Annotated in this window: 33 protein-coding genes; 16 read left to right on the top strand and 17 right to left on the bottom strand. The window is 65.3% G+C overall.

The window, feature by feature from the left end:
* Nucleotides 1-7 precede the first annotated feature (7 nt).
* Genes ACT6QU_RS02765 through ACT6QU_RS02750 form a run of 4 tightly spaced genes read right to left on the bottom strand, consistent with a single transcriptional unit; the run spans nucleotide 8 to nucleotide 2,805 of the window.
* The gene (locus tag ACT6QU_RS02765; protein WP_444565791.1) at nucleotides 8-889 is read right to left on the bottom strand and encodes an alpha/beta fold hydrolase; all 882 of its coding nucleotides are present in this window, start codon (nucleotides 887-889) and stop codon (nucleotides 8-10) included.
* Nucleotides 886-1,665, bottom strand: a complete 780-nt coding sequence (locus ACT6QU_RS02760; protein WP_444565790.1) for an alpha/beta fold hydrolase — start codon at nucleotides 1,663-1,665, stop codon at nucleotides 886-888. Before ACT6QU_RS02760 ends, ACT6QU_RS02765 begins: the two co-directional genes overlap by 4 nt.
* Nucleotides 1,662-2,168, bottom strand: a complete 507-nt coding sequence (locus ACT6QU_RS02755) for a DUF192 domain-containing protein (protein ID WP_444565789.1) — start codon at nucleotides 2,166-2,168, stop codon at nucleotides 1,662-1,664. The genes ACT6QU_RS02760 and ACT6QU_RS02755 overlap by 4 nt, the downstream gene beginning before the upstream one ends.
* Nucleotides 2,169-2,214: 46 nt before the next feature.
* The gene (locus tag ACT6QU_RS02750) at nucleotides 2,215-2,805 is read right to left on the bottom strand and encodes a cold-shock protein (protein WP_444565788.1); all 591 of its coding nucleotides are present in this window, start codon (nucleotides 2,803-2,805) and stop codon (nucleotides 2,215-2,217) included.
* Between the two features lie 225 nt (nucleotides 2,806-3,030).
* On the opposite strand from ACT6QU_RS02750, the gene gloA reads away from it, so the two are divergent.
* Nucleotides 3,031-3,471, top strand: coding sequence for a lactoylglutathione lyase (gloA, locus tag ACT6QU_RS02745; RefSeq protein WP_444565787.1), 441 nt, complete (start codon nucleotides 3,031-3,033; stop codon nucleotides 3,469-3,471).
* Nucleotides 3,472-3,701: 230 nt separating this feature from the next.
* Here gloA and ACT6QU_RS02740 read toward each other — a convergent pair whose 3' ends face one another.
* On the bottom strand, nucleotides 3,702-4,142 hold the full coding sequence (locus ACT6QU_RS02740; RefSeq protein ID WP_444565786.1) for a hypothetical protein: 441 nt from the start codon (nucleotides 4,140-4,142) through the stop codon (nucleotides 3,702-3,704).
* 170 nt (nucleotides 4,143-4,312) lie between these two features.
* Here ACT6QU_RS02740 and ACT6QU_RS02735 point away from each other — a divergent pair, with 170 nt between their 5' ends.
* Together ACT6QU_RS02735 and ACT6QU_RS02730 are read left to right on the top strand one after the other, a co-directional pair.
* Nucleotides 4,313-4,486: a hypothetical protein gene (locus ACT6QU_RS02735; protein ID WP_444565785.1), complete on the top strand. Its 174-nt coding sequence runs from the start codon at nucleotides 4,313-4,315 to the stop codon at nucleotides 4,484-4,486.
* Nucleotides 4,487-4,550: 64 nt separating this feature from the next.
* Entirely contained in the window at nucleotides 4,551-5,591 is a 1,041-nt protein-coding gene (locus ACT6QU_RS02730; RefSeq protein WP_444565784.1) for a DUF1176 domain-containing protein, read from the top strand.
* Nucleotides 5,592-5,595: 4 nt separating this feature from the next.
* On the opposite strand, the gene ACT6QU_RS02725 is transcribed toward ACT6QU_RS02730, so the two are convergent.
* The 7 genes from ACT6QU_RS02725 to ACT6QU_RS02695 are packed head-to-tail and all read right to left on the bottom strand — an operon-like array spanning nucleotide 5,596 to nucleotide 11,782.
* Complete coding sequence (locus ACT6QU_RS02725; RefSeq protein WP_444565783.1) at nucleotides 5,596-6,462, bottom strand: alpha/beta hydrolase; 867 nt, start codon at nucleotides 6,460-6,462, stop codon at nucleotides 5,596-5,598.
* Nucleotides 6,459-8,075 (bottom strand): NTP transferase domain-containing protein, encoded by a 1,617-nt coding sequence (locus tag ACT6QU_RS02720; RefSeq protein ID WP_444565782.1) that lies wholly within the window; start codon nucleotides 8,073-8,075, stop codon nucleotides 6,459-6,461. Before ACT6QU_RS02720 ends, ACT6QU_RS02725 begins: the two co-directional genes overlap by 4 nt.
* Nucleotides 8,072-8,776: an XdhC family protein gene (locus tag ACT6QU_RS02715; RefSeq protein ID WP_444565781.1), complete on the bottom strand. Its 705-nt coding sequence runs from the start codon at nucleotides 8,774-8,776 to the stop codon at nucleotides 8,072-8,074. Before ACT6QU_RS02715 ends, ACT6QU_RS02720 begins: the two co-directional genes overlap by 4 nt.
* 2 nt (nucleotides 8,777-8,778) lie before the next feature.
* Complete coding sequence (locus ACT6QU_RS02710) at nucleotides 8,779-9,114, bottom strand: XdhC family protein (RefSeq protein ID WP_444565780.1); 336 nt, start codon at nucleotides 9,112-9,114, stop codon at nucleotides 8,779-8,781.
* Nucleotides 9,115-9,140: 26 nt separating this feature from the next.
* Nucleotides 9,141-10,373: a vWA domain-containing protein gene (locus ACT6QU_RS02705; RefSeq protein ID WP_444565779.1), complete on the bottom strand. Its 1,233-nt coding sequence runs from the start codon at nucleotides 10,371-10,373 to the stop codon at nucleotides 9,141-9,143.
* Nucleotides 10,374-10,375: 2 nt separating this feature from the next.
* On the bottom strand, nucleotides 10,376-11,305 hold the full coding sequence (locus ACT6QU_RS02700) for an AAA family ATPase (protein WP_444565778.1): 930 nt from the start codon (nucleotides 11,303-11,305) through the stop codon (nucleotides 10,376-10,378).
* 21 nt (nucleotides 11,306-11,326) lie between these two features.
* Nucleotides 11,327-11,782, bottom strand: a complete 456-nt coding sequence (locus tag ACT6QU_RS02695) for a flavin reductase (RefSeq protein ID WP_444565777.1) — start codon at nucleotides 11,780-11,782, stop codon at nucleotides 11,327-11,329.
* Nucleotides 11,783-11,974: 192 nt separating this feature from the next.
* Between ACT6QU_RS02695 and ACT6QU_RS02690 the strand changes: the two genes are divergently transcribed.
* The 4 genes from ACT6QU_RS02690 (at nucleotide 11,975) to purB (ending at nucleotide 16,113) form a co-directional block, all read left to right on the top strand.
* A complete protein-coding gene (locus ACT6QU_RS02690; protein ID WP_444565776.1) occupies nucleotides 11,975-13,000 on the top strand; it encodes an ABC transporter substrate-binding protein in 1,026 nt (341 codons plus the stop codon).
* A complete protein-coding gene (locus ACT6QU_RS02685; protein WP_444565775.1) occupies nucleotides 13,000-14,010 on the top strand; it encodes a P1 family peptidase in 1,011 nt (336 codons plus the stop codon). Before ACT6QU_RS02690 ends, ACT6QU_RS02685 begins: the two co-directional genes overlap by 1 nt.
* A gap of 9 nt (nucleotides 14,011-14,019) precedes the next feature.
* Nucleotides 14,020-14,736 (top strand): DUF2259 domain-containing protein, encoded by a 717-nt coding sequence (locus tag ACT6QU_RS02680; RefSeq protein WP_444565774.1) that lies wholly within the window; start codon nucleotides 14,020-14,022, stop codon nucleotides 14,734-14,736.
* Nucleotides 14,737-14,805: 69 nt separating this feature from the next.
* Entirely contained in the window at nucleotides 14,806-16,113 is a 1,308-nt protein-coding gene (gene purB, locus ACT6QU_RS02675; protein ID WP_444565773.1) for an adenylosuccinate lyase, read from the top strand.
* A 49-nt stretch (nucleotides 16,114-16,162) separates the two neighbouring features.
* On the opposite strand, the gene ACT6QU_RS02670 is transcribed toward purB, so the two are convergent.
* Nucleotides 16,163-16,507 carry a hypothetical protein gene (locus tag ACT6QU_RS02670; RefSeq protein WP_444565772.1) on the bottom strand — a complete coding sequence of 115 codons (345 nt, stop codon included), beginning with the start codon at nucleotides 16,505-16,507 and terminating at the stop codon, nucleotides 16,163-16,165.
* A gap of 259 nt (nucleotides 16,508-16,766) precedes the next feature.
* Nucleotides 16,767-17,570 carry a VOC family protein gene (locus ACT6QU_RS02665; RefSeq protein ID WP_444565771.1) on the bottom strand — a complete coding sequence of 268 codons (804 nt, stop codon included), beginning with the start codon at nucleotides 17,568-17,570 and terminating at the stop codon, nucleotides 16,767-16,769.
* A 153-nt stretch (nucleotides 17,571-17,723) separates the two neighbouring features.
* On the opposite strand from ACT6QU_RS02665, the gene ACT6QU_RS02660 reads away from it, so the two are divergent.
* Nucleotides 17,724-18,278 carry an RBBP9/YdeN family alpha/beta hydrolase gene (locus ACT6QU_RS02660; RefSeq protein ID WP_444565797.1) on the top strand — a complete coding sequence of 185 codons (555 nt, stop codon included), beginning with the start codon at nucleotides 17,724-17,726 and terminating at the stop codon, nucleotides 18,276-18,278.
* Here ACT6QU_RS02660 and ACT6QU_RS02655 read toward each other — a convergent pair.
* Nucleotides 18,268-19,029: an HpcH/HpaI aldolase family protein gene (locus ACT6QU_RS02655; RefSeq protein WP_444565770.1), complete on the bottom strand. Its 762-nt coding sequence runs from the start codon at nucleotides 19,027-19,029 to the stop codon at nucleotides 18,268-18,270. The two genes, ACT6QU_RS02660 and ACT6QU_RS02655, sit on opposite strands and share 11 nt — an antisense overlap.
* Nucleotides 19,026-19,343 (bottom strand): DUF1476 domain-containing protein, encoded by a 318-nt coding sequence (locus ACT6QU_RS02650; RefSeq protein ID WP_024585908.1) that lies wholly within the window; start codon nucleotides 19,341-19,343, stop codon nucleotides 19,026-19,028. The genes ACT6QU_RS02655 and ACT6QU_RS02650 overlap by 4 nt, the downstream gene beginning before the upstream one ends.
* Nucleotides 19,344-19,610: 267 nt before the next feature.
* Here ACT6QU_RS02650 and purC point away from each other — a divergent pair, with 267 nt between their 5' ends.
* The 8 genes from purC (at nucleotide 19,611) to ACT6QU_RS02610 (ending at nucleotide 26,016) form a co-directional block, all read left to right on the top strand.
* Complete coding sequence (gene purC, locus ACT6QU_RS02645; protein ID WP_024585909.1) at nucleotides 19,611-20,402, top strand: phosphoribosylaminoimidazolesuccinocarboxamide synthase; 792 nt, start codon at nucleotides 19,611-19,613, stop codon at nucleotides 20,400-20,402.
* A 16-nt stretch (nucleotides 20,403-20,418) separates the two neighbouring features.
* The gene (purS, locus tag ACT6QU_RS02640) at nucleotides 20,419-20,661 is read left to right on the top strand and encodes a phosphoribosylformylglycinamidine synthase subunit PurS (RefSeq protein ID WP_444559508.1); all 243 of its coding nucleotides are present in this window, start codon (nucleotides 20,419-20,421) and stop codon (nucleotides 20,659-20,661) included.
* A gap of 24 nt (nucleotides 20,662-20,685) precedes the next feature.
* Nucleotides 20,686-21,354 (top strand): phosphoribosylformylglycinamidine synthase subunit PurQ, encoded by a 669-nt coding sequence (purQ, locus tag ACT6QU_RS02635; RefSeq protein ID WP_444559509.1) that lies wholly within the window; start codon nucleotides 20,686-20,688, stop codon nucleotides 21,352-21,354.
* Complete coding sequence (locus ACT6QU_RS02630; RefSeq protein WP_444559510.1) at nucleotides 21,351-21,758, top strand: hypothetical protein; 408 nt, start codon at nucleotides 21,351-21,353, stop codon at nucleotides 21,756-21,758. The genes purQ and ACT6QU_RS02630 overlap by 4 nt, the downstream gene beginning before the upstream one ends.
* A gap of 15 nt (nucleotides 21,759-21,773) precedes the next feature.
* A complete protein-coding gene (gene purL / locus ACT6QU_RS02625; protein WP_444836519.1) occupies nucleotides 21,774-23,993 on the top strand; it encodes a phosphoribosylformylglycinamidine synthase subunit PurL in 2,220 nt (739 codons plus the stop codon).
* Nucleotides 23,994-24,005: 12 nt separating this feature from the next.
* Nucleotides 24,006-24,239, top strand: a complete 234-nt coding sequence (locus ACT6QU_RS02620; RefSeq protein WP_444565821.1) for a BolA/IbaG family iron-sulfur metabolism protein — start codon at nucleotides 24,006-24,008, stop codon at nucleotides 24,237-24,239.
* An 80-nt stretch (nucleotides 24,240-24,319) separates the two neighbouring features.
* Complete coding sequence (gene grxD / locus ACT6QU_RS02615) at nucleotides 24,320-24,655, top strand: Grx4 family monothiol glutaredoxin (RefSeq protein WP_444565820.1); 336 nt, start codon at nucleotides 24,320-24,322, stop codon at nucleotides 24,653-24,655.
* A gap of 104 nt (nucleotides 24,656-24,759) precedes the next feature.
* A complete protein-coding gene (locus tag ACT6QU_RS02610; protein ID WP_444565819.1) occupies nucleotides 24,760-26,016 on the top strand; it encodes a multidrug effflux MFS transporter in 1,257 nt (418 codons plus the stop codon).
* A 3-nt stretch (nucleotides 26,017-26,019) separates the two neighbouring features.
* On the opposite strand, the gene ttcA is transcribed toward ACT6QU_RS02610, so the two are convergent.
* Entirely contained in the window at nucleotides 26,020-26,853 is an 834-nt protein-coding gene (gene ttcA, locus ACT6QU_RS02605) for a tRNA 2-thiocytidine(32) synthetase TtcA (protein ID WP_444565818.1), read from the bottom strand.
* Nucleotides 26,854-26,913: the final 60 nt, after the last annotated feature.

Raw genomic sequence — 26,913 nt, 5'->3', positions numbered from 1 at the left:
CGACGTCCTACGACGCCGAAGCGGCGGCGCTTTGCTCGTCGAAGAAATCGATGACGGCCTGCGAGAACACGTCGTTGCGATCTCCGGCGACCATGTGGCCGGCGCCGCCGATGTCGACATAGCGCGCATTCTTCGCCTGGCCGACGAACGCACGCGCGGCCGCCTCGTCCACGAGCTCGGACTGCATGCCCCGGACGAGGAGGATCGGCAGATCGAGTTCAGGCAGCCGGCCGAGAACGTCCCCCAGCAGGGTGCGCGCATCGGCATCGATGCTGGCGGGGCCACGCATGAAGGCGGGGTCCCAGTGCCAGCGGAAACGGCCGTCCTCGCCGAGGCGCAGATTCTTGGCGAGACCTTCGAGCGTGCGGGGCCGCTTGCGGTTCGGCAGGTAGGCGGCAATCATGTCGGCGGCTTCGTCCAGCGAACCGAAGCCCTCGTCCATGCGCGATCCCATGAAGCCGATGATGCGGGCGACACCGGCGGGGTTCATCTGCGGCACGATATCGACCAGCACCAACGCGTCCATCAAATGCCCATCACGGCATTCGGCGAGCAGCGATGCAAGCCCGCCCAAAGACGCGCCGACGATCGACGGCGTCAGGCCAAAACGCTGCTTAACCGCCGCGCAAAGCGCGGTTACGTCCTCGGCATAGTGGGCGAAACTGTAGTTTCCGCTGGCAACCCAGTCGCTATCGCCATGGCCGCGAATGTCGATCGTGATCGCGCGCATGCCCTTGCCGGCAAGGCGCATGGCCGTCTTCTGCCACGCGTGCCGCGTCTGCCCGCCGCCATGCAACAGGATAACGGGCTGGCCGCCGCCGTCCCAGATCGAACCGGCAAGGCGATTGTCCTCGGCGCCGCGAAAGGCGATGGCGGCTTCGTCGATCAAAGCGGATGCTCCTTCAGGAAGTCCAGCGCCCGCGCCTTGAAGGTGCGGTCGCCGACGGACAGCATGTGGTCGCGGCCGACGATGTCGAAAGCCTGCGCGTCGGGCATGAGATCGGCCAGACCCTGCGCGTCGCCGGCGATGTCGTCGGTGGTGCCGACGGCAATGAGGGTCGGCTGCGCGATGCGGCTGACATCCTGCGGCGACAGTTCCTGACGCGAGGTCTCGATGCAGGCGGCGAGCGCGGCACGGTCGCTTTTCGTCTGGTCGGCGAAGGCGCGGAACATGCGCCCGCGCGGGTGGGTGACATCGTCGAGCGACGGCGCGCGCAGCGCATCGGCGATCGGGTCCCAATCCCCGACACCCTCGACCATGCCGATGCCGAGCCCGCCAAAGATGAGCGTCGCGACGCGACCCGGATGTTCGAGCGCCAGAAAGGCCGAGACGCGTGCGCCCATCGAATAACCGAAGACGTGGGCGCGCGGAATGCCGAGATGGTCGAGCAGTGCTGCGGCATCCGAGGCCATCGCGGTCGGCGTGTAGTCGGTCGTGGCGTAGCTCTTCGACGTCTCGCCATGACCGCGATGGTCGAAAGCGATGACGCGGTAGCCTTCGCGCGTCAGCGTCTGGACCCAACCGGGCTGCACCCAGTTGATGCGCAAGGTGGACGCGAAGCCGTGGACCAGCAGGATCGGATCGGCATCGCGATCGCCTTCGTCGATGAAGGCGATGTCGAAACCGTCATGATGGAAATGCTGCGTGGGACGCGGAAGGTTCAATTGCCTGCGACCTCGTCGATCGCCGGATGATTGAGGCGGGTTCCAGCGGTCAGTCCGACCCGTTCCGACGTACCCTGGTTCAGTTCGAGAACGAAGCGGCTCGGGCCGTCCGGTGCGATCGAAGCCGTGGAGAAGGGTTCGCCCGGCAGAATGTCGATGACGCGTCCGTCCTCGCCAATGAACACGAGGTCGAGCGGCGACGGCGTGTTCTGCATCCAGAAGCTGACGGGCTGCGTCTCACCGAAGACGAAGAGCATCCCACGATCTTCGGGGAGGTCAGTGCGGAACATCAGGCCCCGCGCACGGCGTTCGGCCGTATCGGCAATCTCGATGTCGAAGGAAACCGTCTCGCCATCCGCCTCGAAGGTGAGAGGCGCAGCGTCGACGGGCAGCTCCATCGGAGCGCCCTGCACCGCCTCCTGGGCGAGCGCGACGGGCGGCGAAGCGAATGGTGCGACGACGAAGGAAAACGACAGGGCAAGGGCGGCGATGCGTGCGTTCACGGATGATCCTTTGCGATGATGGATGCGCACCGAGGCTGGAACGCCGTCAATGCGCGACCGGCAAAGTCCCGATATCGGGGTGAACTTCGGCAGCCATAAGGCCTTTGTCGCCGCGCCCGAAACGGACGAGGACGACCTGGCCGGGACGCAGCTCGGTTATGCCGTAGCGGCGAAGGGTTTCCATGTGGATGAAAATGTCCTCTGTGCCCTCCCCGCGTGTCAGGAAGCCGAAGCCCTTGGTCCGGTTGAACCATTTGACCAGCGCGCGCTCCAGCCCGCTTTCCGCGACGACCGCGACATGGGTGCGGTCTGCTGGTTGGTCGGATGGATGGATAGCGGTCGACGCGTCCATCGACAGAATGCGAAAGGCCTGAAGCCCGCGCTCGCCGCGGCGAACCATGCATGTGACGCGCGCGCCTTCAAATGCCGTCGGATAGCCGTCCCGGCGCAGGCAGGTGACATGGATCAGGATATCGCCCAGCGAGGAGTCATCGGCATGAATGAAGCCGTAACCCTTGGCGACGTCGAACCATTTGATCGCGCCGGAAGCCTCGATCAGGTCCGATCTTTCACCGTCGCTGTCAGCCGGGTTCGCCTTCGTAGCCAGACTCCCTGCCCCTGAGGCAATTTCCCCCATGCCCGACCCCTTCCAAGACACGCCACACCTGATTCTTGGCGTCTAAGATAACATCGGGCGTTCGGGTCGGTGCAAGGCCCGATTGTGGCTTTTTCGCCGCAAGGACGGCGAAATACTGGCACGACACTTGGAACGGCATATGGCACGGCGGTTGCCACCGCGCGAGCGGGACCATATCTATCGCGTCGACGGAAAACCGGCCGCACATCTGAAAAGGATAGCAAAATGCGCTACTTGCACACGATGGTCCGCGTCAAGGACATCGACGAATCGCTCGACTTCTACTGCAACAAGCTGGGAATGCAGGAAGTTCGCCGGATCGAAAGCGAACAGGGGCGTTTCACGCTCATCTTTCTTGCCGCAACGGAAGATGTGGAAGCCGGCAAGTCGAAGAAGGCGCCGCTACTGGAACTGACCTATAATTGGGACCCCGAAAACTATCAAGGCGGCCGGAATTTCGGCCATCTCGCCTTCGAGGTCGACGATATCTACGAGACCTGCCAGAGGCTGGCAGACATGGGCGTCGTCATCAACCGCCCGCCGCGCGACGGCAACATGGCTTTCGTCAGATCGCCCGACGGGATTTCGGTCGAGCTGCTGCAGAAGGGGCCAGCGAAGGAAAAGGCAGAGCCCTGGGCTTCGATGGAGAATACGGGGAGCTGGTAGGGATCTGGCGGCAGTCGGGGCGGTTGCGGTCTGGTTTTCTTGAAGGGGACCCCCACCCTGTATCCCTTCCCACAAGGGTGAGGGAGTCGCCGGCGTTGGGTTTTTCCCGTCGATGCGGCAACTGGCTTGAAGGTTGGGCACGACGTGTACGCCCTCCCTCCCCCTTGTGGGGAGGGATAAAGGGTGGGGGTCAATTCGGAAAAACCAGCGTTGCCCGTTCGGCTGACGGCCTACTCGGCCATCGTCGCCTTTGCCGTATCGATCAGGCCGTTCGCGATGCCCATGCGTTCGGCTGCTCGTTCGCGCAGGTGCGGCGCAAGGCGGTCGGGGTGGTTTTCGAAGGCGAAGCGTCGGCGGGCGCGATCGAGGTCGGCGACTGTGTGCAGGCTGCCGATGCCGAGTTCGAGCGCGATGTCGTGCGGGTCGGTCGATAGTTCGGGCATCAGCGTATCGAGCGCCTCGAGGATTTCCGGCGCGAGGGTCGGCTCCAGATAGGCCTGCCGGGCCGATGGCTCGAACAGCGGCGCGTTCGAGGCCTGGATGCGCTCGATCTGGTCGAGAAGATCGCCCTGGAGCGATGGCGCGGGGCCGACATCGAGACGTTCCGCCTGCTCGTGCGAAATCAGATCGTCGAGCAGATCGCCGAAGCTCTTGGCGCGTGCGCCGGACATCGAGGCCTCCCAGCCATTCATTGTTCTCGCTTAGGTAACAGGCATTTCCTAAGAAAGGTTCCCATCGTGCAGGAGTGAAACGCATGGGAGCCGTGCAGATATTGCACTGCACAACCGCCCTGCCCGATGCCATCTTCCGTATGGGAGGATCGAAACTTCGGAGACGATCCATGGGCATTTTCACTGAATTCTTCGCCAAGCCGCGACCGTTGCGCGCCAACCGCCAGTCGCGCGGCATGCTGATCCTCAATGCGATGGACAGCGCGGAACTGTCGGACCTCGGCATCAAGCCGGCCGATTTTCCGCACATCGCCCGCGACATGGCGTCCAAGCGCCGATTCTAGACATTGCCGCCAATGAATGGCTGACTTGGCGATCATGAAGGGACATGATTCGCGAGGTCAGCCCATGCGCAAGCTCGTCTCGATCGGCGTGCCTGCTCTTCTCCTGAGCACTTCCGCCTTCAGCCAGACGGCGTTCGTCGACGATCGCTCGGCGCCCGATGCCGTCATCCGCTCGCTCTACAATGCGATCGACCGCGAGGAATTCGCGCGCGCCTATTCCTATTTCGCCAATCCGCCGGCCGACAGCGTCGAGGCCTATGCGGACGGTTTCGCCGATGCCGAGACGAGCGAGCTCCTGCTCGGCGCGGCGGCGGAGGAAGGGGCGGCGGGCAGCGTCTACTACCGCCAGCCGCTCGTGTTACGTTCCGTCGCCGAGGACGGAACCGAGACGGTCTATGCCGGGTGCTACACGCTGCAGGCGCCGAACCCGGCGAATTTTGCCGAAGGCTACACGCCGATGGCGATCGAGGATGGCGACCTGCAGGAGACGGAAGTCGAATTCGGACCGGAGGCCTTGCCGCAGGACTGCGCCGGCGAGGAACTGCCGCCGACCGACGCGGCGCTGCTCGAGGCGGAACGGGTTTTTGCGGCGAGCTTTGCCGAACGTTGCGGCGGCGGGGCGACGGAGGGCGTCGGCGCCGAGGAACTCGAGCCGCAAAGTTTCGAGATCGGCTATCGCTACATGCACGAGACGTCGGACGATCCGCTGCGCACGGCGCGGCTTTTCCAGTTTTTCTGCAATGGCGGAGCTTACAATATCAGCCAGGTCTACCTGATGAGCGATGGCGAGGGCCCGGTGGAGCCGGTGTCGTTCGCGGTTCCCGAACTCGACATCCGCTATGAGAACGACGATCTGGAGGGTGCGGTCGATGAGATGACGCAGCTTGGCATGATCACCCGCGTCGAACTGGTCAATTCGAGTTACGACCCCGACACGCAGGCCATCGTCTCGTCGGAGAAGTGGCGGGGCGTCGGCGACGCTTCGGCTTCGGGGCGCTGGATCTTCCGCTATGGCGCATTCTCGCTGGTCTCATACGAGGTCGATGCGACCTATGATGGCGAGATCAATCCCGAGCAGATTATCGGCTACGGCGAGGCGCCATAGGCGTTTATCGGCGTTCGCTCATCCAGTTGATGATCTCGCGCCAGTCGGTCATGCGGATCGGCGTGCCGTGGCTGCCGCTCTCGAAGCGGACGAAGCGAGCGGGATAGCCGGACGCAGAGCGGATCGCGCGGAAGAATGCTTCCTGGCGCTCGACCGGGAAGACGCGGTCGCGGCTGCCGTGGCCGAGATAGACGGGCACGCGGGCGCGGAAGGCGGGGCTTTTGAGGAAGTTTTCGTCCCAGTGCGAGCCGAGGAGGAGCAGGCCGCCGAGGCGGGGTGCGAGATCGGCATCCTGCGCAAGTTGCCAGCAGATCGCGCCGCCGGCGGAGCCGCAGGCGACGAAGACTGACGCCTGCGGTGAGGCGTTGGCGTAGGTTTTCAGGAGCGCCGCCACCTGCCCTGCGCCGGTCGCGCCGAAATCGGCGAAGTCGGGCGAGAGGTAGAGCCCGCCATTCTGGGCGGCGAGGTTCTTGATGCGGTTGAAATTGCCGCCGAAGGTGAAATCGTCCGCGCCCTGCCCGCGATTGCCGCCCTGGCCGTGGAGATAGGCGACGATGAAGCGCGCGCCTTCCGGCTTGCCGACAGCGATGTGCGGGATGTTGCCGGCCGGTGTCTGGACCGTGACGTCGCGCTGGGCGCGGCGGACGGAGAGGTCGACATAGGTCGCATGGGCGCGGCGTTCGGGGATTTCGTCGCGGCCGTTGATGTCGCGCATTTCCTTGTAGTCGACGACGATGCGGGCGCCGTCGTCGCTCGTCTCGATGGTGGCCGGGAGAGCGAAGAGGCGGTCCTTGGAGGGCGCGAGCAGTTCGGCGGCGGCGGGGGCGAGCGTGGCGGCGAGGAGTGCGGCGGCGAGGATCAGGCGTGTCATGCGTCTTCCACTATGTTGCCGCCGGCAAGGCGGACGGCGTCCTGCGTGTCGAGATCGAGGCTGGCGGCAGCGCCCAGCTCGACGTCGACGACCGGCAGGGAGGCGCCCTCAACGAGATGGCGGGCGCCGGTGTCGCCTTCGATCCGCTCGATTTCGGCGAAAAGCGCGCGTGGCAGGAGTACGGGATTGCCGCGCTTGCCGGCATCGGTGGCGCGGATGATGGCCTGGCCGCCCGAGCGGGCGAAGGCGTCGAGCATGGCGTCGATGGCGCTTGCGGTGACGCCGGGCATGTCGCCCAGGACGACGAGGAGGCCGCTCACTTCCGGGGAAAGTGCGCGCTCGGCTGCCTTCAGCGAGGCGGAGAGGCCATCGGCGTAGTCTGGGTTGTCGACGAAGGCGACGTCGAGGCCGTCGAGGGCGGCGGCGATGCGGTCGCGCTGATGGCCGAGGACGATGTGGGTCGCGTCCACGCGGGAGGACGTAACGGCGTCGGCAACGCGGCGGATCAAGGGTTTGCCGTCGAATTCGGAGAGGAGCTTGTTCGGGCCGTGCATGCGGCTGGAGCGGCCGGCGGCGAGGATGGCGGCGTGGACAATCGGGCGCGTCTCGGCGGGGGCGAGATCGCGCGGCTGCGGACGGACGGGGATTTCCATCAGCAGGCCGCCGACGCCCATCGCGGCGATGTCGGCGGCGGTGACGGGAAGGTCGGCGATCAGGCGGTCCAGCACCCAGTCAAATCCGTTGGGCTTGGGGCTTCGGGCGCAGCCGGGCGCACCGATGACCGTGCGGCCGGAAATCGAGCCGAGGACGAGGAGGTTGCCGGGATCGACGGGCATTCCGGCCCGCTCGACCGTGCCGCCGGCGCGGCGGATGGCGGCGGGGATGACGTCGTCCCAATCGCAGAGCGCCGAGGCGCCGAAGACGAGAACGAGGTCGGTTGCGGGGTCGAGGTTCGAAAGGGCGGAGGCGAGCGCTTCGTCTTCGTGTGGGACGCGAAGTTCCGTCGCCAAGGTGCTGTGCGAGCGGGACAGACGGTCGCTGGTGACGCGGGTGGTCTTGTCCAGGATGCTCGACTTCACGCCGGGAAGCGTGGTCTGGATGACAGCGACGCGGCGCGAGCGGAAGCGGTGGACGGCGAAGGCCTCGCGAGCGCCGGCAGCGTCGATGGCGGCCCGAAGTGCGGCTTCGGGGGCGGCGAAGGGAATGATCTTGACGGTGGCGACCATCTGGCCGGGCTCGACGGTGTCGAAAGGGGCGAGCGTGGCGATGGTCAGGGCCGGATCGATGCGGTTAATCGCGTCGATGATCGCGCGGTCGACGGTGAAGACACCAGCGTCGCGGGCGTGGATGTTGACGCGGCCTGTGGCGGGTTCACGGACTTCGCAACCGTCGATGGAAAGGGCAGCGGCAAGGCGGGCGGCGGCTTCGTTTTCGGGGACGTCACCAAATTCGAGCATAGCGCCGATGACGGATTCGATGCCCGCGGCGCGCAAGGCTGCGATGTCGGTTGTGGAGAGGCGGTGCGCCTTTTTCAGGCGCAGGCCAGGCACGGAGAGGGAATGCGCGAGGAGCGCGCCGTCGGCCTGGTCGAGCGGCAGCGGGCCGAACTTCACGCCTGCGCTTCCATCTGCCGCGAGGCGCGGGTGCGCAGGGCGCCGATGATCTCGGCGAGGACCGAGACGGCGATCTCGGCGGGGCTGGCGGCGCCGATGGCAAAGCCGATCGGGGCGCGGATGCGGGCGATCTCGGCTTCGCTCAAGCCTGCCGCGACAAGGCGCTCGACGCGTTTGGCGTGCGTCTTGCGGCTGCCGAGCGCGCCGACATAGAAACAGTTGGCGCGCAGCGCGGCTTCGAGCGGGAAGTCGTCGATCTTCGGATCGTGCGTGAGGGCGGCGAGTGCGGTGAAGGCGTCGAGCGGGCGGGTCGTGAGCACCGTTTCCGGCCATTCGGCGCTCAAGGCCGTGTCGGGGAAGCGTTCGGGCGTGGCGAAGGCGGTGCGGGGATCGATAATCTCGACGTCGAGGCCGGCAAGGCGCGCCATGGGGGCAAGGGCCTGGCTGATATGAACCGCGCCGATGACGACCAGCCGCGCCGGCGGAACGTGGACGTTGAGGAACAGTTGCCGGCCATCGACTTCGACATTGCCGGATTTTGCGGAATCGAAGGCGCGGGTGAGCGCAACGCCGAGGTCGCCGTCGCGCCGGTCAGACTCGCGGTGGAGTGTGGCGGCGCCCGTTTCGAGATCAGTCGCGAGGATGACCGCTCGGCGAGCGGAGCGTTCGGCATTGGCCTGTTTGAGAAGGTCGATATCCATGGTCAGGCGACGGGCTCGACATAGACCTTGATGCGGCCGCCGCAGGAGAGACCGACCTGCCAGGCGGTTTCGTCCGCGACGCCGAATTCGAGCATTTTCGGCGCGCGTGATTCGAGCACGTCGATGGCTTCGCCGACGACCGCGCCCTCGACGCAGCCGCCCGAGACGGAGCCTTCGAAATTGCCTTCGGAATCGATGACGAGGTGGCTGCCTACGGGGCGCGGTGCCGAGCCCCACGTCTCGACGACGGTGGCGAGCGCGACCTTGCGGCCTTCGCCGACCCAGCGCTCGGCCAGCGCGAGCGGATCGGTTCCCTGTCCGAGAAGATCAGATGTCATGGCGTTTACCTCCAACCCGGATATGGTCACGCCGCCCTGCCCTTGCCAAGGGCCAGCCACTGTCGCGGGTCGGTCGTCTGGCGGCTTTTCGTCGACAGCGAGGCGACGAGGTCGGTCAACGCGTCGAGCGAATGGACGGCGCGGAACTCGTCGACATGATCGAGCATGACGCGCACGCCGCGTGCGCGCGGCTCGAAACCGTCAAAGCGCAGGAGCGGGTTCAGCCAGATCAGGCGGCGACAGGATTTGTGCAGGCGGTCCATCTCGCGGGCGAGCAGGTCCGTATCGTCGCGCTCCAAACCATCGGTGATGAGGAGCACGACGGCGCCCTGCCCCAGCACGCGCCGCGACCAGAGCCGGTTGAACTCGTGCAGCGTCTCGCCGATGCGCGTGCCGCCCGACCAGTCCTTGACGGCGGCGGCGGCCTCGGCCAGCGCCTCGTCCGGATCGCGGTGGCGCATCTGGCGCGTGAGGTTTGTCAGACGGGTGCCGAAGACGAAGGTGTGGACGCGGCTGCGCTTCTCGCTAAGCGCATGAAGAAAGTGCAGAAAGATGCGGGAATACTGACTCATCGAGCCGGAAATGTCGGCCAGGACGACGAGCGGCGGGTGGACGGTGCGCGCGGATTTGAAGCGCGGCAGCATCAGGTCGCCGCCGGTGCGCAGGGCCTGGCGCATCATGGCGCGCGGATCGGCGCGGCTGCCATGTGGATCGGGGCGGAAACGCCGCGTCGTGACATGGTCGGCCGGCAAAGTGAGGCGGGCGATGGCGGCGCGCGCCTCGATGAGCTCGCGCGCGCTCATCTGGGCGAAGTCCTTGGCGCGCAGCACTTCGTTTCCCGACACGGAAAAGCGGGCGTCGAACTCGATTTCGGGGATTTCCTGCTTCGTCTGGCGGTCGTTCTGGCCGAGAAGGGCTTCGGAGACGCGGCTTTCGGCCGGTTTCGGCTTCGACTTTTCCTTCATGTCGGGCGCGACGGGCGAGAACATGGCGATCATTTTCTCGATCAGCTCGCGCGAGCGCCAGTAGAGCCGGAATGCTTCGTCGAAGGTCGCGTGATCCTCGCGCCGGTTCACCAGCACGGCATGAAGCGTCCAGTAGAAATCCTCGCGGGTGCCGATGCCAGCGGCGAGGACCGCCTCGATCGCAACCTTGACCGCGGCCGGGCCGACGCGCATGCCGGCCTTGCGCAAGGTGCGGGCGAAATAGACGATGTTGTCGGCGATCCGGCCTTCGGCTTCGCTGCGCGCCGCGTTCATGGCTATTCGGCTGCCGCCAGTTCGGACTTCACCTCGTTCAGGATACGCCGCCCCTCGCCCTGGCCGATGCGGGCGATGTCGTCCTGATACTTCAGGAGCACGCCGATCGTATCCGACACGGTTTCGGGGTCGAGCGCGACCTTGTCGAGTTCGGTGAGCGCGCTCGCCCAGTCGATCGTCTCGGCGACGCCGGGCACCTTGAAAAGGTCCATCTGGCGCAGGCGCTGGATGAAGGCGACGACCTCGGCCGACAGGCGCTCATTGGCCTGCGGCACCTTGCGGGCGACAATCTCCAGTTCGCGCTCGGCGGTCGGATAGTCGACCCAGTGGTAGAGGCAGCGGCGCTTCAGCGCGTCGTGGATTTCGCGGGTTCGGTTGGTGGTGATGATGACGATCGGCGGCTCCTTGGCCTTGATCGTGCCGAGTTCGGGCACCGTGACCTGAAAGTCGGAGAGGATTTCGAGCAGAAAGGCCTCGAAAGCCTCGTCGGTGCGGTCGAGTTCGTCGATGAGGAAGACGGGGGCAGCGCCCTCTTCGCCGGACAGCGCGTCGAGGACCGGGCGGCGGATCAGGTATTTCTCGGAGAAGACGTTGCGCTCCATCGCGTCGCGCTTCACTTCGCCGGCGGCTTCCTCCATGCGGATTTCGATCATCTGCGCGGCGTAGTTCCACTCATAGACGGCGGAGGAAACGTCGAGGCCTTCATAGCACTGGAGCCGGATCAAGCGGCGGCCGAGGGCGGAGGCGAGCACCTTGGCGATCTCGGTCTTGCCGACGCCGGCTTCGCCTTCGAGGAACAGCGGACGGCCCATGCGCAGGCTGAGGAACAGCACCGTCGCAAGGGCGCGATCGCCGACATAATCGGCGGATTTCAGCAGCTCCAGCGTCTCGTCGATCGAGTTCGGTATGGGACGCGGATGGGCTGTCGACATGGGGGCTCCGGGTGAAACCGATCAGGTTTCAAGACTGTGGTAGCGACGATCCTGATAGATCAATGGCGAAAGACTATCGCCGATGCGGATGCCTGTCACTTCACCGAAAAGTATGCGGTGGGTGGCGATTTCCTTGGTTTCGATGATGCGGCAGTCGAACGAGGTCAAGGCGCCGACGAGCACCGGGGCGCCGGTCTGGCCGGTTTCCCATTCGCCGAGCGCGAAGCGATCCTTCTGGCTCAGACCGGTCAGGCCCGAAAAGGCATCGGCAAGCGCGCGTTGGCGCGAAGACAGCGTGTTGAGCGCGAAGACGCCGTTTTCGGCGAAGACGTCATTGTCCGGCTTCACGCGGCTGAGGCAGACGAGCACCGTCGGCGGGTTGTCGGATACTGAGCAGCCGGCGATGATCGTCACGCCGCGCCGCCCGGCCGTTCCGTCGGTGGTGACGACGTGGACTGCGCCTGCGAAACGGGCCATCGCATCGCGGTAAAGTCCGGAATCAACTTGTCTCTTGTCGAGCACGGCCACCCCTTCATCGAACACGGCGCATATAGGGCGCCGTACAATCACCACCAAGCACGTCTCTCCCGATTAGCCGGTTGCGCGCACGGCTGCCAGCCTTTACCTGTGAACGCAGCCTTCACAGCCTGGCCGGTCAGCAAACCATCGATGCCGCACAGTCTCAAATCCGTCCTTCTTCTCGGCGCCCTGACGCTGGCCTGCACGAGCGCCGGCGCGCAGACGCGCATCGGGTTGGCCGTACCGGGAGGCGAGACGGCGCCGCTGCTCGAAGCGCAGATGCGCGCGGGCGCGCAGGCGGCAATCGACGCGGTCGATGGCGAGCTCATCATCGAGACGGATGCCTGTACGAGCGAAGGAGGCAGTGCTGCGGCGCGGCGCTTCGTGGAAGACGGCGTTTCGGCGGTGGTCGGGTTTCTGTGCACCGAGGCGATCGAGGCGGCGCTGCCGATCCTGACCGAGGCGGGCATTCCGGTCATCGCCACCGGCATCCGTACGGACAGCCTGACCGACAGGCGCGAGCGCACCGGCTGGCAGGTGTTCCGGCTGGGGCCGCGCGCCGATGCCGAACGCGATGCCGCGGCGCGCTATGTGATCGACAACTGGCGCGGATCGCTTTTCGCCATCGTCGACGATGGCACGATCTACGGCCGCGAGATCGCGGAGACGGTTCGAATCGCGGCGGAAGAATCGGGTCTGGTCCCGGTCTTCGTCGATACGTTCCGGCCGCAACTCGACAACCAGATCGGGCTCGTCGGGCGGTTGCGGCGTTCGGGCGCGACCCATGTCTTCGTCGGCGGCGACCGCGAGGACATCGCGATCATGGCGCGCGATGCGGCCGGGCTGGACTATGCGCTGACGATCGCCGGCGGCGAAGCGCTGCGCGCGGCGGGCGAAACGCCTCTTGCCGAAGGGATCGTGATGATCGCGGCGACGCAGTGGGAAGATGCGGTCGCGCCTGACGGCGAAAAGCCGGCGGAGGAACAGGGCTATTTCCTGCCGGTCCATGCGGCGGTTGAGATCGCGGTTGCGGCTTCGGAGGGTGGCGAAACGATCGGCGACGGCCGGTTCAAGACGATCATCGGGTCGGTCGAGTTCGACGCGAAGGGCGACATGGAAGGCCAGATTTACCGCAGCTACCGGTTCGACGGTTCCAGCTTCGTGCCGGTGGACTGATGGCGTTCAGGGCCGGGCCGCGCAATCTGATCACCGACGTGGCGGGGCTTTCCGTCGGCAATGTCCATGACGAAAAGGTGCGCTCGGGCGTCAGCGTCGTACTTTGCGACGCGCCCGCGATCGCCAGCTACCAGGTGCTGGGCGGTGCGCCGGGGACCCGCGAGACGGACCTCCTGGAGCCGCACAATTCGGTCGAGACCGTACATGGGATCGTGCTTTCGGGCGGGTCGGCGTTCGGGCTCGATGCGGCGTCGGGCGTGCAGGCGGCGTTGCGGGAACGCGGCATCGGCTTCGAGGTGCGCGGGCAGAAAGTGCCGATCGTGCCGGCGGCGATCCTGTTCGACCTTGCCAATGAAGGCGACAAGGATTGGGGGCGCTATCCGCCCTATCGGGAGCTCGGGTTCGAGGCCGTGGCGGCGGCGGATACGGATTTTGCCATCGGCAGCGCGGGGGCGGGTTTTGGCGCGCTGACGGCGGGGCTGAAGGGCGGGCTCGGCTCGGCTTCGACCGTGCTGGCAAACGGCATCGCCATCGGCGCGCTGGTTGCGGTCAATCCGACCGGGTCGGTGACGGTCGGGCGAAGCCGACATTTCTGGGCGGCGCCTTTCGAGATCGGCGACGAGTTCGGCGGGCACGGAATGCCCTCCCCGCTGCCGACGGCCGCGCAGGACGTGCTGATCAAGTTCCGCGACCCGGTTTCGCCGGTCGCCAATACGACGATCGCGGTGATCGCGACGGATGCGGCGTTGCCCAAGGCGGCGGCGAAGCGGCTGGCGATCTCGGCGCATGACGGATTTGCGCGTGCGATCTGGCCGGCGCATACGCCTTATGACGGCGATCTCGTCTTTTCGCTGGCGACGGGGCGCAATGCGGCACGGCTCGATCCGGCAATGGAGATGGATTTCCATGCGGCCGCGGCGGCGACCATGGCGCGGGCGATCGCGCGAGGCGTTCATGCCGCGAGCGCCATGGCGGGTGATATGATGCCGGTCTGGTCGTCGAGGACATAGGAGACGCCGATGCGTTCGCTGATTGCCGTCGTTGCGATGCTCCTTGCCGGACCTGCTGCGGCCGGGGATACCGCCGAATTGGGCATTCTGGGATTTGGCGCGGACGGCGCGATCTTCGCGTTCGAGGAATATGGCATCCAGGACGGGTCGGGTTTCGCCTACGCCAATCGCTACTATATCGAGACCGCGACCGACAGCTTCGTCACCGGCACGCCGATCCGGGTGCTTTCGGAGGAGCAGGACGCGTCGATCGCGGACGCGCGGGCCAAGGCGCGGCTGCAGGGGGCCGACATCGTCGATGAGGACGAGCTCGCCGCGAACCGAGGCTTTACGGTTGGGGCGAATGCGGTGACCGAGATTTCAGCCGATCCGCTTGCGATGGAGGTCAATCCGCGGCCGGTGTTCCCGCCGATCGACCCGCCGCTTGCGATCCGGCTCGAGGAGATTGCGTTCGACGTGCCGGAAAACTGTGCGTTCGCGGCCGAGCGCCATGTCGGGTTCCGGCTGCTCAAGGTGAGCCATGAAGGCGGGGTGGCAACGGAGCTTTTGCACGAGGACGAAAGCGTTCCGGAAAGCCGCAATTGCCCGCTCGGCTACCGGATCGGTGCGGTACAGACTTTCTTCCCGGAGGGCGGCGAGCCGGTGTTCGTGGTGCTGATCGCGGTCAGGCGCGTCGGCTTCGAGGGACCCGATCATCGCTGGATCGCGGTGCCCGGCAAACTATAGAGCGTTGAGCCTTTGGACCTCGTCTGTTAGGGAGCGGGCGAAAGCCTCCCAAACGTCAGGACGAGACGCATGATCCCGCGCTATTCGCGGCCCGAAATGGTCGCCATCTGGTCTCCGGAAACGAAGTTCCGCATCTGGTTCGAGATCGAGGCGCATGCCTGCGACGCGCTGGCCGAGATCGGCGTCATCCCGAAGGAAGCGGCGCGGAACATCTGGGACAAGGGTGACGCGGCGAAATTCGATGTCGAGCGGATCGACGAGATCGAGCGCGAGACCAAGCACGACGTCATCGCCTTCCTGACCCATCTGGCCGAATTCATCGGGCCGGATTCGCGCTTCGTCCATCAGGGCATGACCTCGTCGGACGTGCTCGATACCACCCTGAACATCCAGCTCGTGCGCGCTGCGGACCTGCTCCTTGCCGACATGGACCGGGTGCTGGCGGCGCTGAAGAAGCGCGCCTTCGAGCACAAGGACGACGTCAGGATCGGACGCAGCCACGGCATCCATGCCGAGCCGACGACGATGGGCCTGACCTTCGCGCGCTTCTACGCCGAGATGGCGCGTGGGCGCGACAGGCTCGTCGCCGCGCGGGCGGAAATTGCGACCGGGGCGATCTCGGGCGCCGTCGGGACGTTCGCGAACATCGATCCGTCGGTGGAGGAACATGTCTGCGCCAAGCTCGGGCTGAAGCCGGAGCCGATCTCGACGCAGGTCATTCCGCGCGACCGCCATGCGATGTTCTTCGCCACGCTCGGCGTCATCGCCTCGTCGATGGAGAACGTCGCGACCGAAATCCGGCACATGCAGCGCACGGAAGTTCTGGAAGCGGAGGAGTTCTTCGCGCCCGGCCAGAAGGGCTCGTCGGCGATGCCGCACAAGCGCAACCCGGTGCTGACCGAAAACCTGACCGGTCTCGCGCGGCTCGTGCGCATGTCGGTGACGCCGGCACTGGAGAACGTAACCCTCTGGCATGAGCGCGACATCAGCCATTCGAGCGTCGAGCGGGCCATCGGGCCGGACACGACGATCACGCTCGACTTCGCGCTGAACCGGCTCGCGGGCGTCATCGAAAAGCTGGTGATCTATCCCGAGACGATGCTCGCCAACATGAACAAGTTCCGTGGGCTCGTCATGAGCCAGCGCGTTCTGCTCGCACTGACGCAAGCGGGCGTCAGCCGTGAGGATTCGTATCGGCTGGTCCAGCGCAACGCGATGCGCGTCTGGGAACAGGGCGCCGACTTCCTCGAGGAACTGCTCAAGGATTCAGACGTGCGGGCCGCGCTTTCGGAAGAGGAAATCCGCGAAAAGTTCGATCTTGGCTATCACACCAAGCATGTCGACACGATCTTCGCGCGCGTGTTCGGCAATCGCTGACCGCTAGCCTGAATGCCGCGCGACGCGATGATCGCGCGCGCGGCGGCAATCATGCAATGATCTCGATCGCCAGGAGCGTGGCCGCAAGCATGCCCGCGCCTGCGAGGAATGGCGAGCGCCACCGGTTGGCGCGAACCGCCACAGCATCGTTTGCGATCGGCGCTCGATCGACAGCAGTCCTGACCGGCAAAGCCGCACGGACGAGCGGGGTCGGATAGACCGACGGAACGATGATCGGCTCATCGTCCCTGCTGGTGCGCTTCATCATGAGGTCGCGGGCGACCAGGGCACGCTCGATAGTCGCGATCTGACTTTCGAGAAGATCGAGACGGTTGTGGATCGCGGCCATGGTGGCGTTGTCATCCGCGTGGTGATTGTTCCCGACTTGCAGCATGAGCGTTCCTCCATCGACCGGGATATACCTCACCGGCCAAATGAATCTTGAACGGGCGGATCATCGATCAATTCCCTCCAATCTGCCGCTCACAGCCTTGTGATTGAAGGAATGGGCATGTGATTGGGAACCGGAAAGCTGTCCGCACATTATTCCCGCATAGCTGCAACGGATCCCCTCACCGACGCAGCGAGACGAGAAGACCCCCTCCAGTAAGAAGTCCGCGTTTCCCCTGACGCGGACTTCTTCGCATTGGCACCTACGCAGCCGTCACCCGAATTTCCGTCCCCCAAGGATCGCGAAGCGTGCGTGCCGCGTGGTCGCTCGACGCCAGTTCCATATAGGCGAGGCCGGCGCGATCGGGATCGCGCGGGCCGGCTCCGGCGCTTGCCCAACTGTTCGCCCCGATGTGGTGGTGGTAGCCGCCCGAGGCGAGGAACACGGCCTGCGAGCCGTAGCGCGCCATCGTGTCGAAGCCGAGTTCGGAATGCCACCAGTCTTCGGCCGCTTTCGGATCGCCGACGCGCAGATGGACGTGGCCGACGACCGTCGCTTCAGGCGCGTCGCTCCATGCGGGCATAGAGGCGTCGATTTCGCCGAGCAGGTTTTCGATGTCCAGGCGCTCCGTCGCCATGGCGATGTCGCCAGCGTTCTTTTTCCACGTTTCCTTCGGCCGGTCGGCGTAGATCTCGATGCCGTTGCCCTCGGGGTCGTTCAGATAAAGCGCTTCGCTGACGAGGTGGTCGGACGCGCCCGTCACCGCGAAGCGGCTTTCGCCGGCATGGCGCACCCAACGGGCGAGATCCTTACGGGTCGGCAGCAGGAAGGCGGTGTGGAAAAGACCGGAGCTGCGCGGATCGTCGAGCTTCGCCGACGGAGCGCTGTCGATCTCCAGCAACTCGCGGCCTTCGACGCCAAGAATGATGGCGCCGTCGCGGCGGGCGAGTTCGGAAAGGCCCAGCAATTGACGATAGAATTTCGCAAGCGCGTCGGCGTCGCGCGCCTTCAACCCGACTTTGGCGATATGCGTCGGCGTGGTCGCCGAGAACGGCAGTTCGGTCATGATGATCTCCTTGGCGGATGACTCCGCAGATGCCGACAAGATCGTATGCGCGACTGTTCAATGCAATTTCGATTTCGACGACAACTCGTTCGCAATTGCGGAACAGTGCCGTCGAGGTTGCGCATGGCGGCGGCGCTCGCTACATGGCGCGCCATGAAAGCCAAAGACGCCGACATCCTCATCATTCCAGGCTACACCAATTCCGGGCCGGATCACTGGCAGACGCGCTGGGAGGAAAAACTTTCGAGCGCGCGCCGGGTCGAGCAGGCCGAATGGTCGAAGCCGGTTCTGGCCGACTGGAAGGCCCGTCTCGTCGCGGCGGTGAACGATGCCACCAAGCCGGTCGTATTGGTTGCGCATTCGCTCGGGGTCGCGACTGCGGTGCAGGCGGTTCCGGAATTTCGCAACAAGATTGCCGGCGCGTTCTTCGTCGCGCCGCCCGACGTCGCCAATCCGAACGTGCGGCCGAAGCACCTGATGACGTTCGGGCCCTATCCGCGCGACCCGCTGCCCTTCCCGTCGATCACGGTGGCGAGCCGCAACGACCCGTTCTGCGCGTTCGACGTGGCGGAGGACATCGCCGGCGCCTGGGGCTCGCTGTTCATCGACGCTGGCGAGCGCGGCCACATCAATGCCGAATCCGGCCACGGACCGTGGCCGGAAGGCACGTTGACCTTCGCCAAGTTCGTCTCGCAGCTCACGCCTTAGCGGCGTCGAGCAGGGCCTGGGCGCCCATCGCAATGTAGCGCTGGTCCGACCCCAGGGCGATCAGGCGGTAGCCCATGCCCTGATAGCGGGGCGCGAGCTTCGGATCGACCAGATAGATCGCGGCCAGCTTGCCGGCGTCGGTGGCGCGGCGAGCGATGTCCTCGATCGTGGAGACCATTTCCGGCAGCGCCGGATCGACCGCCCTACCCTCGGTCCACGCGATGGAAAAGTCGGACGGGCCGACGAAGACGCCATCGATGCCCGGCACGGCTAGAATGCCGTCGAGCGCATCCAGCGCCTGGCGGGTCTCGATCATCGCCAGCGAAAGCGTCGCCGCGTTCTGGCCCGAAAGCCAGGCGGCCGAATCGGCGATCCCGTAGCGCGGCATCGCGAAGACCGGGCCCCAGGAACGCGAGCCGAGCGGCGGATATTTCATCGACCGGGCGAACGCCTCGGCCTCCTCGACCGAATTTACCATCGGCGCGATCACGGCCTCGGCGCCGAAATCGAGCGCGCGGCTCGCCATGTCGAAGCGGCCGACCGGAATGCGCACGATCGGATGCTTGCGGGCCGAGATGACCGGGGCAAGGCCGCGCAGGACGCTGTCCTCGTGGTGGCCGCCATGCTGCATGTCGAGCGTGACGGCACCGAAGCCGGTCGCCGCGACGGCCTCGACCGTCACGGCATCGGGTATGCCCGACCAAGCGGTGAAGACGGTTTGCCCGGCCCGAAGGCGCGCGGCGAGGTTCACGACGCCTCGATCTGACGGACTGCGGTCGCGAGCAGTTCCTCCATCGTGCGGCGAATCTGGTGATCGGACTGCTGCACGCCGCCTTCGTCGAAATCCTTGCGGATCTTGCGGAAGACGTCGTGGTCGCCCGCTTCCTCGAAATCCGATGCGACCACTTCGCGGGCATAGGCGTCGGCCTCGTCGCCGTTCTTGCCCAGCTTTTCCGCCGCCCAGAGCCCGAGCAGCTTGTTGCGGCGCGCCATGGCCTTGAATTTCAGCTCCTCGTCATGGGCGAACTTGCGCTCGAACCCTTCTTCGCGATCCTTCAGGCTCATCGGCCAACCTCATCATCACTGCGATTTCATGCCCTTGCGGCAGCGGCCACGTTGCCCATGGACGCCACGGCCAATATGGCGGCAAGAATGGCGGGGCGAAAGAGCCAATCGGTCGGCACGCGCTCGCCTGTGGGCGCGGTCATTTGGTGATTGAGCCCAGGGGTCACATGCGCTAGAGAGCGGGCAAGTTCAGTAACCTTCCGCAATTCCTGCGGATGACAGGCTGCCGGGCCCTATCCGTTCCGGCCACCGAGACCAGAGACCGCCATGAACCGTCGCCGCCGCATCTACGAAGGCAAGGCCAAGATTCTCTATGAAGGCCCCGAGCCCGGCACGCTGATCCAGTTCTTCAAGGACGACGCCACCGCCTTCAACAAGAAGAAGCACGAAGTGGTCGACGGCAAGGGCGTGCTCAACAATCGGATTTCCGAGCACATCTTCACCCATCTCAACCGGATGGGCATCCCGACCCACTTCATCCGCCGCCTGAACATGCGCGAGCAGTTGATCAAGGAAGTCGAGATCATCCCGCTCGAGGTCGTGGTCCGCAACGTGGCCGCCGGCTCGCTCGCCAAGCGGCTCGGCATCGAGGAAGGCACGGTCCTGCCGCGCTCGATCATCGAATTCTACTACAAGGCCGACGCGCTCGACGATCCGATGGTCTCCGAAGAGCACATCACGGCCTTCGGCTGGGCGGCGCCGCAGGAACTCGACGACATCATGGCGCTCGCCATCCGCGTCAACGATTTCCTCTCCGGCCTCTTCCTCGGCGTCGGCATCCAGCTCGTCGACTTCAAGATCGAATGCGGCCGCCTCTACGAGGGCGAGATGATGCGCATCGTCGTCGCCGACGAGATCTCGCCGGATTCGTGCCGGCTGTGGGACGTCGCGACGCAGGACAAGCTCGACAAGGACCGGTTCCGCCGCGACATGGGCGGGCTTGTCGAAGCCTATCAGGAAGTCGCGCGCCGCCTCGGCATCATGAACGAGAACGAGCCCCCGCGCCCGTCCGGCCCGGTGCTCGTCACGTCGGGCAACGGCAAGGGCAAGCCGCATTAATTTTCAGGAGTTGGCAGTGATCAAGGCGCGCGTGACCGTCACGCTGAAGAACGGCGTTCTCGACCCGCAGGGCAAGGCCATCGAAGGCGCGCTCGGCACGCTCGGCTTTAATGGCGTTGGCCATGTGCGGCAGGGCAAGGTGTTCGACATCGAGCTGGAAAGCGCCGACCGCGCCAAGGCCGAAGCCGACCTGAAAGCCATGTGCGACAAGCTTCTGGCGAACACGGTGATTGAGAATTACTCGGTCGAAATCGCCTGAACGGCGACAGCCAGGGATGATCCCATGAAATCAGCCGTCATCCTTCTCCCCGGCCTCAACCGCGACCGCGACATGATCGCGGCGCTGACCAAGATCGGCGGCAAGGCGCCGGTCACGGTGTGGCAGACCGATACCGAAATCCCCGACGTCGACCTGATCGTCATCCCGGGCGGCTTTTCCTATGGCGACTATCTGCGCTGCGGCGCGATCGCCGCGCGGATGCCGGTGATGCGGGCGGTGGCAGAAAAGGCCGCGAAGGGCGTGACGGTGATGGGGGTCTGCAACGGCTTCCAGATCCTGCTCGAGGCAGGGCTGTTGCCGGGCGCGCTGATGCGCAACGCCTCGCTGAAATTCGTCTGCCGCGAAGTGAAGCTCGAGGTGGCTAATGCCGGAACGCGATTTACCGAACGCTACGCCCAGGGCCAGGTGATCCGCTGCCCAATCGCGCACCATGACGGCAATTATTTCGCCGACGAGGCGACGCTGGCGCGGATCGAGGGCGAAGGCCAGGTGGCGTTCCGCTATGCCGAAGGCACCAATCCAAACGGCTCGCTGAGCGACATCGCCGGCATCGTCAACGCCGAAGGCAACGTGCTCGGCATGATGCCGCATCCCGAAAACCTGATCGAGGACGCGCATGGCGGCACCGACGGGCGCGCGCTGTTCGAGGCCGCGCTCGGGCGTGCGGCGTGAGGGCTGCTCTGGTTGCATTCGGCATCGCGCTGGCGCTGGCCGGGTGCCGAAGCTCGGCGCCCGAGCCTGAAGCCGCCTCGCGGCCGGGCGACGCCTCGGCGCTTTCAACCATGGAACGCGTCGCGGTTGCGGCGCAGCGCTGCTGGTTTCGTGCCGGCGATCCGCGCTTTGCCGGCCTGATCATGTCGCCCGAACTGACATCGCATTCGGGCAAGCCGCGCATCCTCGCCGTGCCGCAGGGCAATATCGGCGGCCTGCCAAAACTGGTCGTCGAGGCATCCGGAACCCCGGCGCGCATCACCAGCTTCGGCCCGCTGATGGACGGCGGCGCTGAGGCGACACGCATTTCGTCCGACGTCACCCGCTGGGCGTCGGGCGGCACCACCTGTTCCCGCCCGGCCTGACGGAGACCCATTCGCGTGACCCTTTCGAACACGATCCCGATCACCGACGAACTGGTCGCCTCGCACGGCCTGAAGCCTGACGAATATCAACGCATTCTCGACCTGATCGGGCGCGAGCCGAGCTTTACCGAACTCGGCATCTTTTCGGCGATGTGGAACGAGCATTGCTCGTACAAATCCTCCAAGAAATGGCTGAAGACGCTGCCAACTACCGGTCCACGCGTCCTCCAGGGTCCGGGCGAGAATGCCGGCGTGGTGGACATCGGCGACGGGCAGGCCGTGGTCTTCAAGATGGAGAGCCACAACCACCCCTCCTATATCGAGCCCTACCAGGGCGCGGCGACGGGCGTCGGCGGCATCTTGCGCGACGTCTTCACGATGGGCGCGCGGCCGGTCGCGGCGATGAACGCGCTGCGCTTCGGCGCGCCGGATCATCCCAAGACGCAGCATCTCGTCGCGGGCGTGGTCGCGGGCGTCGGCGGCTATGGCAATTCGTTCGGCGTGCCGACGGTGGGCGGCGAGGTCGAGTTCGATCCGAGCTACAATGGCAACTGCCTCGTCAACGCGTTTGCGGCCGGGCTGGCGGACACCGACAAGATCTTCCTGTCGCAGGCCAAGGGCATCGGGCTGCCGGTCGTCTATCTCGGCGCCAAGACCGGTCGCGACGGCGTCGGCGGGGCGACGATGGCTTCGGCCGAGTTCGACGACGACATCGAGGAAAAGCGCCCGACCGTGCAGGTGGGCGATCCGTTCACCGAAAAGTGCCTGCTGGAAGCCTGCCTCGAACTGATGAAGACCGGCGCAGTCATCGCCATCCAGGACATGGGCGCGGCGGGGCTTACGTGCTCGGCCGTCGAGATGGGCGCCAAGGGCGACCTCGGCATCGAACTCGACCTCGACGCCGTGCCGGTGCGCGAGGAGCGCATGTCGGCCTATGAGATGATGCTTTCGGAAAGCCAGGAGCGGATGCTCATGGTGCTCAGCCCCGAAAAGGAAGAAGAGGCCGAGGCCATCTTCCGCAAATGGGGGCTCGACTTCGCCATTGTCGGCAAGACGACCGACGATCTGCGCTTTCGCGTGCTGCACCAGGGCGAGGAAGTCGCCAACCTGCCGATCAAGGAACTGGGCGACGAGGCCCCGGAATATGACCGGCCGTGGGTGGAAGGCCCGAAGGCCACCATGCCCGACTTTTCCGCCCTCCCCGCGATCGACCCGGCCGACGCGCTGTTGAAGCTGATCGGCTCGGCGAACCTGTCGTCGCGGCGCTGGGTCTGGGAGCAGTACGACACGCTGATCCAGGGCAACTCGTTGCAGCGGCCGGGCGGCGACGCCGGCGTGGTGCGTGTCGAGGGTCACGAGACGAAGGCGCTGGCGTTCTCGTCGGACGTGACGCCGCGCTATGTCGAGGCCGATCCGTTCGAGGGTGGCAAGCAGGCGGTGGCCGAATGCTGGCGTAACCTCTGCGCGACCGGCGCGCTGCCGCTGGCGGCGACGGATAATCTCAACTTCGGCAACCCCGAGCGGCCCGAGATCATGGGCCAACTCGTCAGTGCCATCAAAGGCATCGGCGAGGCCTGCCGGGCGCTGGACTTCCCGATCGTCTCCGGCAACGTCTCGCTTTACAACGAGACCAACGGCAAGGCGATCATGCCGACGCCGACCATCGGCGGCGTCGGCATGATCGCCGACTGGGCCAAGATGGCGCGGATCGGCTTTTCGACCGAGGGCGATGCGATTCTGCTCGTTTGCAAGTCCAACATGTGGGGCACGCATCTGGCGCAGTCTGCCTATATGCGCGACCTGCACGAGCGCCGCGACGGCCCGCCGCCGCCGGTCGATCTTGCCCATGAGCGCAAGGCCGGCGAATTCGTGCGCGATGCGATTCAAGATGGGCGGATCACCGCCTGCCACGACCTTTCCGATGGCGGGCTTGCCGTCGCGGTTGCCGAAATGGCGATGGCCTCCGGCATTGGGGCCGCGATCAGCCTTCCGATGCCGACCGATCCGACGCCGGTCCTCTTCGGCGAAGACCAGGGCCGCTACCTGATGACGGTGTCGCGCTCCGACAAGGAGCTTCTGCGCGAGATCATCGACGAAGGCGCGGCGCGCGGACTGGTCGTGGCCTGGATCGGCGAGACGGGAGGCACCGAATTGAAACTGCCCGGCACGCGTGCCATATCCGTGAAGGACCTCAAGGCTCGCCACGAGTCGTGGTTCCCGAATTTCATGGACTGAAGGCAGACAGCAATGGCAATGGACGCGCACGACATCGAACGCATGATCAAGGAAGCGATTCCGGATGCGAAAGTGACGATCCGCGACCTCGCCGGTGACGGCGACCACTATGCCGCCGAAGTGGTGGCCGAGAGCTTTCGCGGCAAAAGCCGCGTCCAGCAGCACCAGATGGTCTATGACGCGCTGAAGGGAAACATGGGCGGGGTTCTGCACGCGCTCGCGCTGCAGACCAGCATTCCGGAATAGCCAAACTCGACAGGCCGGTTTCCATCACCTATATCGGGTGCAAACGAATTATCGGCGGCTCGCCGCCAGGGATTGAAGACATGACCGCGATCACCCAGTTCATCGACAGCGAAGTGAAGAGCAACGACGTCGTTCTCTTCATGAAGGGCACGCCGGGCTTTCCGCAGTGCGGTTTCTCGGGCCAGGTGGTGCAGATTCTCGATTATCTCGGCGTCGACTACAAGGGCGTCAACATCCTGACCTCGGACGAATTGCGCCAGGGCATCAAGGAATATTCCAACTGGCCGACGATTCCCCAGCTTTACGTGAAGGGCGAGTTCGTCGGCGGATGCGACATCATCCGCGAGATGTTCCAGGCCGGCGAACTCCAGACGTTCCTGGGTGAGAAGGGCGTTTCGGCCAAGGGCGCAGCCTGACGCATTTCCCGCGGCGTTCCCGCCGCAAGCAAATTCAGCTTCCGACGATGCGCCGGGCTTGCCCGGCGCATTTTCGTCTGGACGGTATCACTGGATCAATCCGCATGGACCAAACCCGCTCCCATGTCGCGCTGCCGACGAGCTTTCCGCTCGGCCGCAACGAGCTGATCGCGCTTGCCGCAGCGCTGATGGCGCTCAATGCGCTGGCGATCGACATCATGTTGCCGGGCCTGCAGGAAATCGGTGCCAGCCTCGGCGAAAGCGACGAGAACCGCCGACAATTCGTCATCACCGCCTATGTGACAGGTTTCGGTTTCGCCCAATTGCTGTTTGGCCCGCTTTCCGATCGATTCGGGCGGCGCGCGCCGCTTATCGTCGGCTTGTCGATCTATGTCATGGCGGCTTTTGCCTGCGCCTTCGCGCCTTCGTTCGAGACGCTGCTCGTCATGCGTTTCGTGCAGGGGCTCGGCGCCGCAGCGACACGCGTCATCGCAATCTCGCTTGTCCGCGACATCTTCGGCGGGCGGGCAATGGCCGAGGTGATGTCGCTCGTCTTCATGGTTTTCATGATCGTGCCCGTCATCGCACCGGGCGTCGGTCAGGTCGTCATGATGTTCGGCGACTGGCCGATGATCTTCCTGTTCATGGGCGTAATGTCGGCTTTCGTGCTTGCCTGGACATCGATGCGACTGCCCGAGACGCTGAAGCCGGAATATCGCCGGCCGTTCACCGTGCGCGCCATCGCCGACGGATTCCGGATCGTGCTGACCAACCGCGTTTCGATTTGCTACACGGCGGCCTTCACCTGCATCTTCGGCGCGCTGTTCGGGTTCATCAATTCGGCGCAGCAGGTCTATATCGGCATCTATGGCGTCGGCGCCTGGTTCCCGGTGCTGTTCGCGATCGTTGCCGGATTGATGGCGGTTTCGTCGTATTTGAACTCGCGCCTCGTCGGCCGGCTCGGGATGCGCAAGCTTGCGCATGGCGCGCTGATCGGTTTCATCGGCGTGACGGCGATAAGCTTCTTCTGGTCGCTGACCGGAACCGTACCGCTTTGGGCATTCACAGTGCTCTTCGCGCTCGCGATGATGCAGTTTTCGTGGATCGGATCGAACTTCAATTCGCTCGCCATGGAGCCGCTGGGGCACGTCGCCGGCACGGCCTCTTCGGTACAGGGCTTCCTGCAGACGGTGGGCGGGGGCATTTTGGGCGCGATGATCGGGCAGGCGTTTGACGGGACCGTGACGCCGCTGGCGGCAGGGTACTTCTTCGCCGGGATCGGTGCGCTGGGGATGGTGCTGCTGGCGGAGCGGGGGAAGCTGTTTCAGGCGCAAAACGAGACGCTGCCGCCGCGCAGCTAGGGTTCAGAGCGCGGCGAAATCGAACAGCTTCGTGTCGAGGAGATGCGACGGGCGGACGTTGGCCAGCGCGCGGATCATGGCTTCCTTGCGGCCGGGCATGCGGCGCTCCATTTCGGCGATCATCTCCTTCATGGCGTTGCGCTGGAGACCGTCCTGGCTGCCGCAGAGGTCGCATGGGATGATCGGGAAGCGCATGGCTTCGGCGAATTTGGCGAGGTCCCCTTCGGCGCAGTAGGAGAGCGGGCGCAGGACCATCAGGTCGCCGTCGTCATTCAGGAGCTTGGGCGGCATGGCGGCGAGGCGGGCGCCGTGGAAGAGGTTGAGGAAGAACGTCTCCAGAATGTCCTCGCGGTGGTGGCCGAGGACGAGCGCCGAACACCCCTCCTCCCGCGCGACGCGGTAGAGATTGCCGCGGCGAAGGCGCGAGCAGAGCGCGCAGTAGGTCGCGTTTTCCGGCACCTTTTCGGTGACGATGGAATAGGTGTCACGGTATTCGATGCGATGGGCGATGCCGTGCCGCGACAGGTAGTCCGGCAGGATGTGCTTGGGGAAATTGGGCTGGCCCTGATCCAGATTGCAGGCCAGCAGTTCGACCGGCAATAGCCCGCGCCACTGGAGATCGAGCAGGATCGCCAGAAGGCCGTAGGAATCCTTGCCGCCGGAGAGCGCAACCAGCCATTTCTCGCCCGGCTTGACCATCGCGAAATCATCGAGCGCCTGGCGGGTGGAGCGCAGGAGGCGCTTGCGCAGCTTGTTGAACTCGACCGAACGCGGCGCATCCGCCATCAAGGGCGGAATGGATTGCGCGTCGTCGTCTTGCAGCTGGTGGAGCGTCATCGTCGCGTTAGACCAAAGCGTGGGCCAAAAGGAAAGGCCGCGTCGAAACGCGGCCCATCC

Source organism: Aliihoeflea sp., from assembly GCF_052435475.1.
GTDB lineage: Bacteria > Pseudomonadota > Alphaproteobacteria > Rhizobiales > Rhizobiaceae > Aliihoeflea.
The sequence above is the reverse complement of the archived record's forward strand: the minus strand, read 5'-3'. Positions and strand labels throughout refer to the sequence as shown.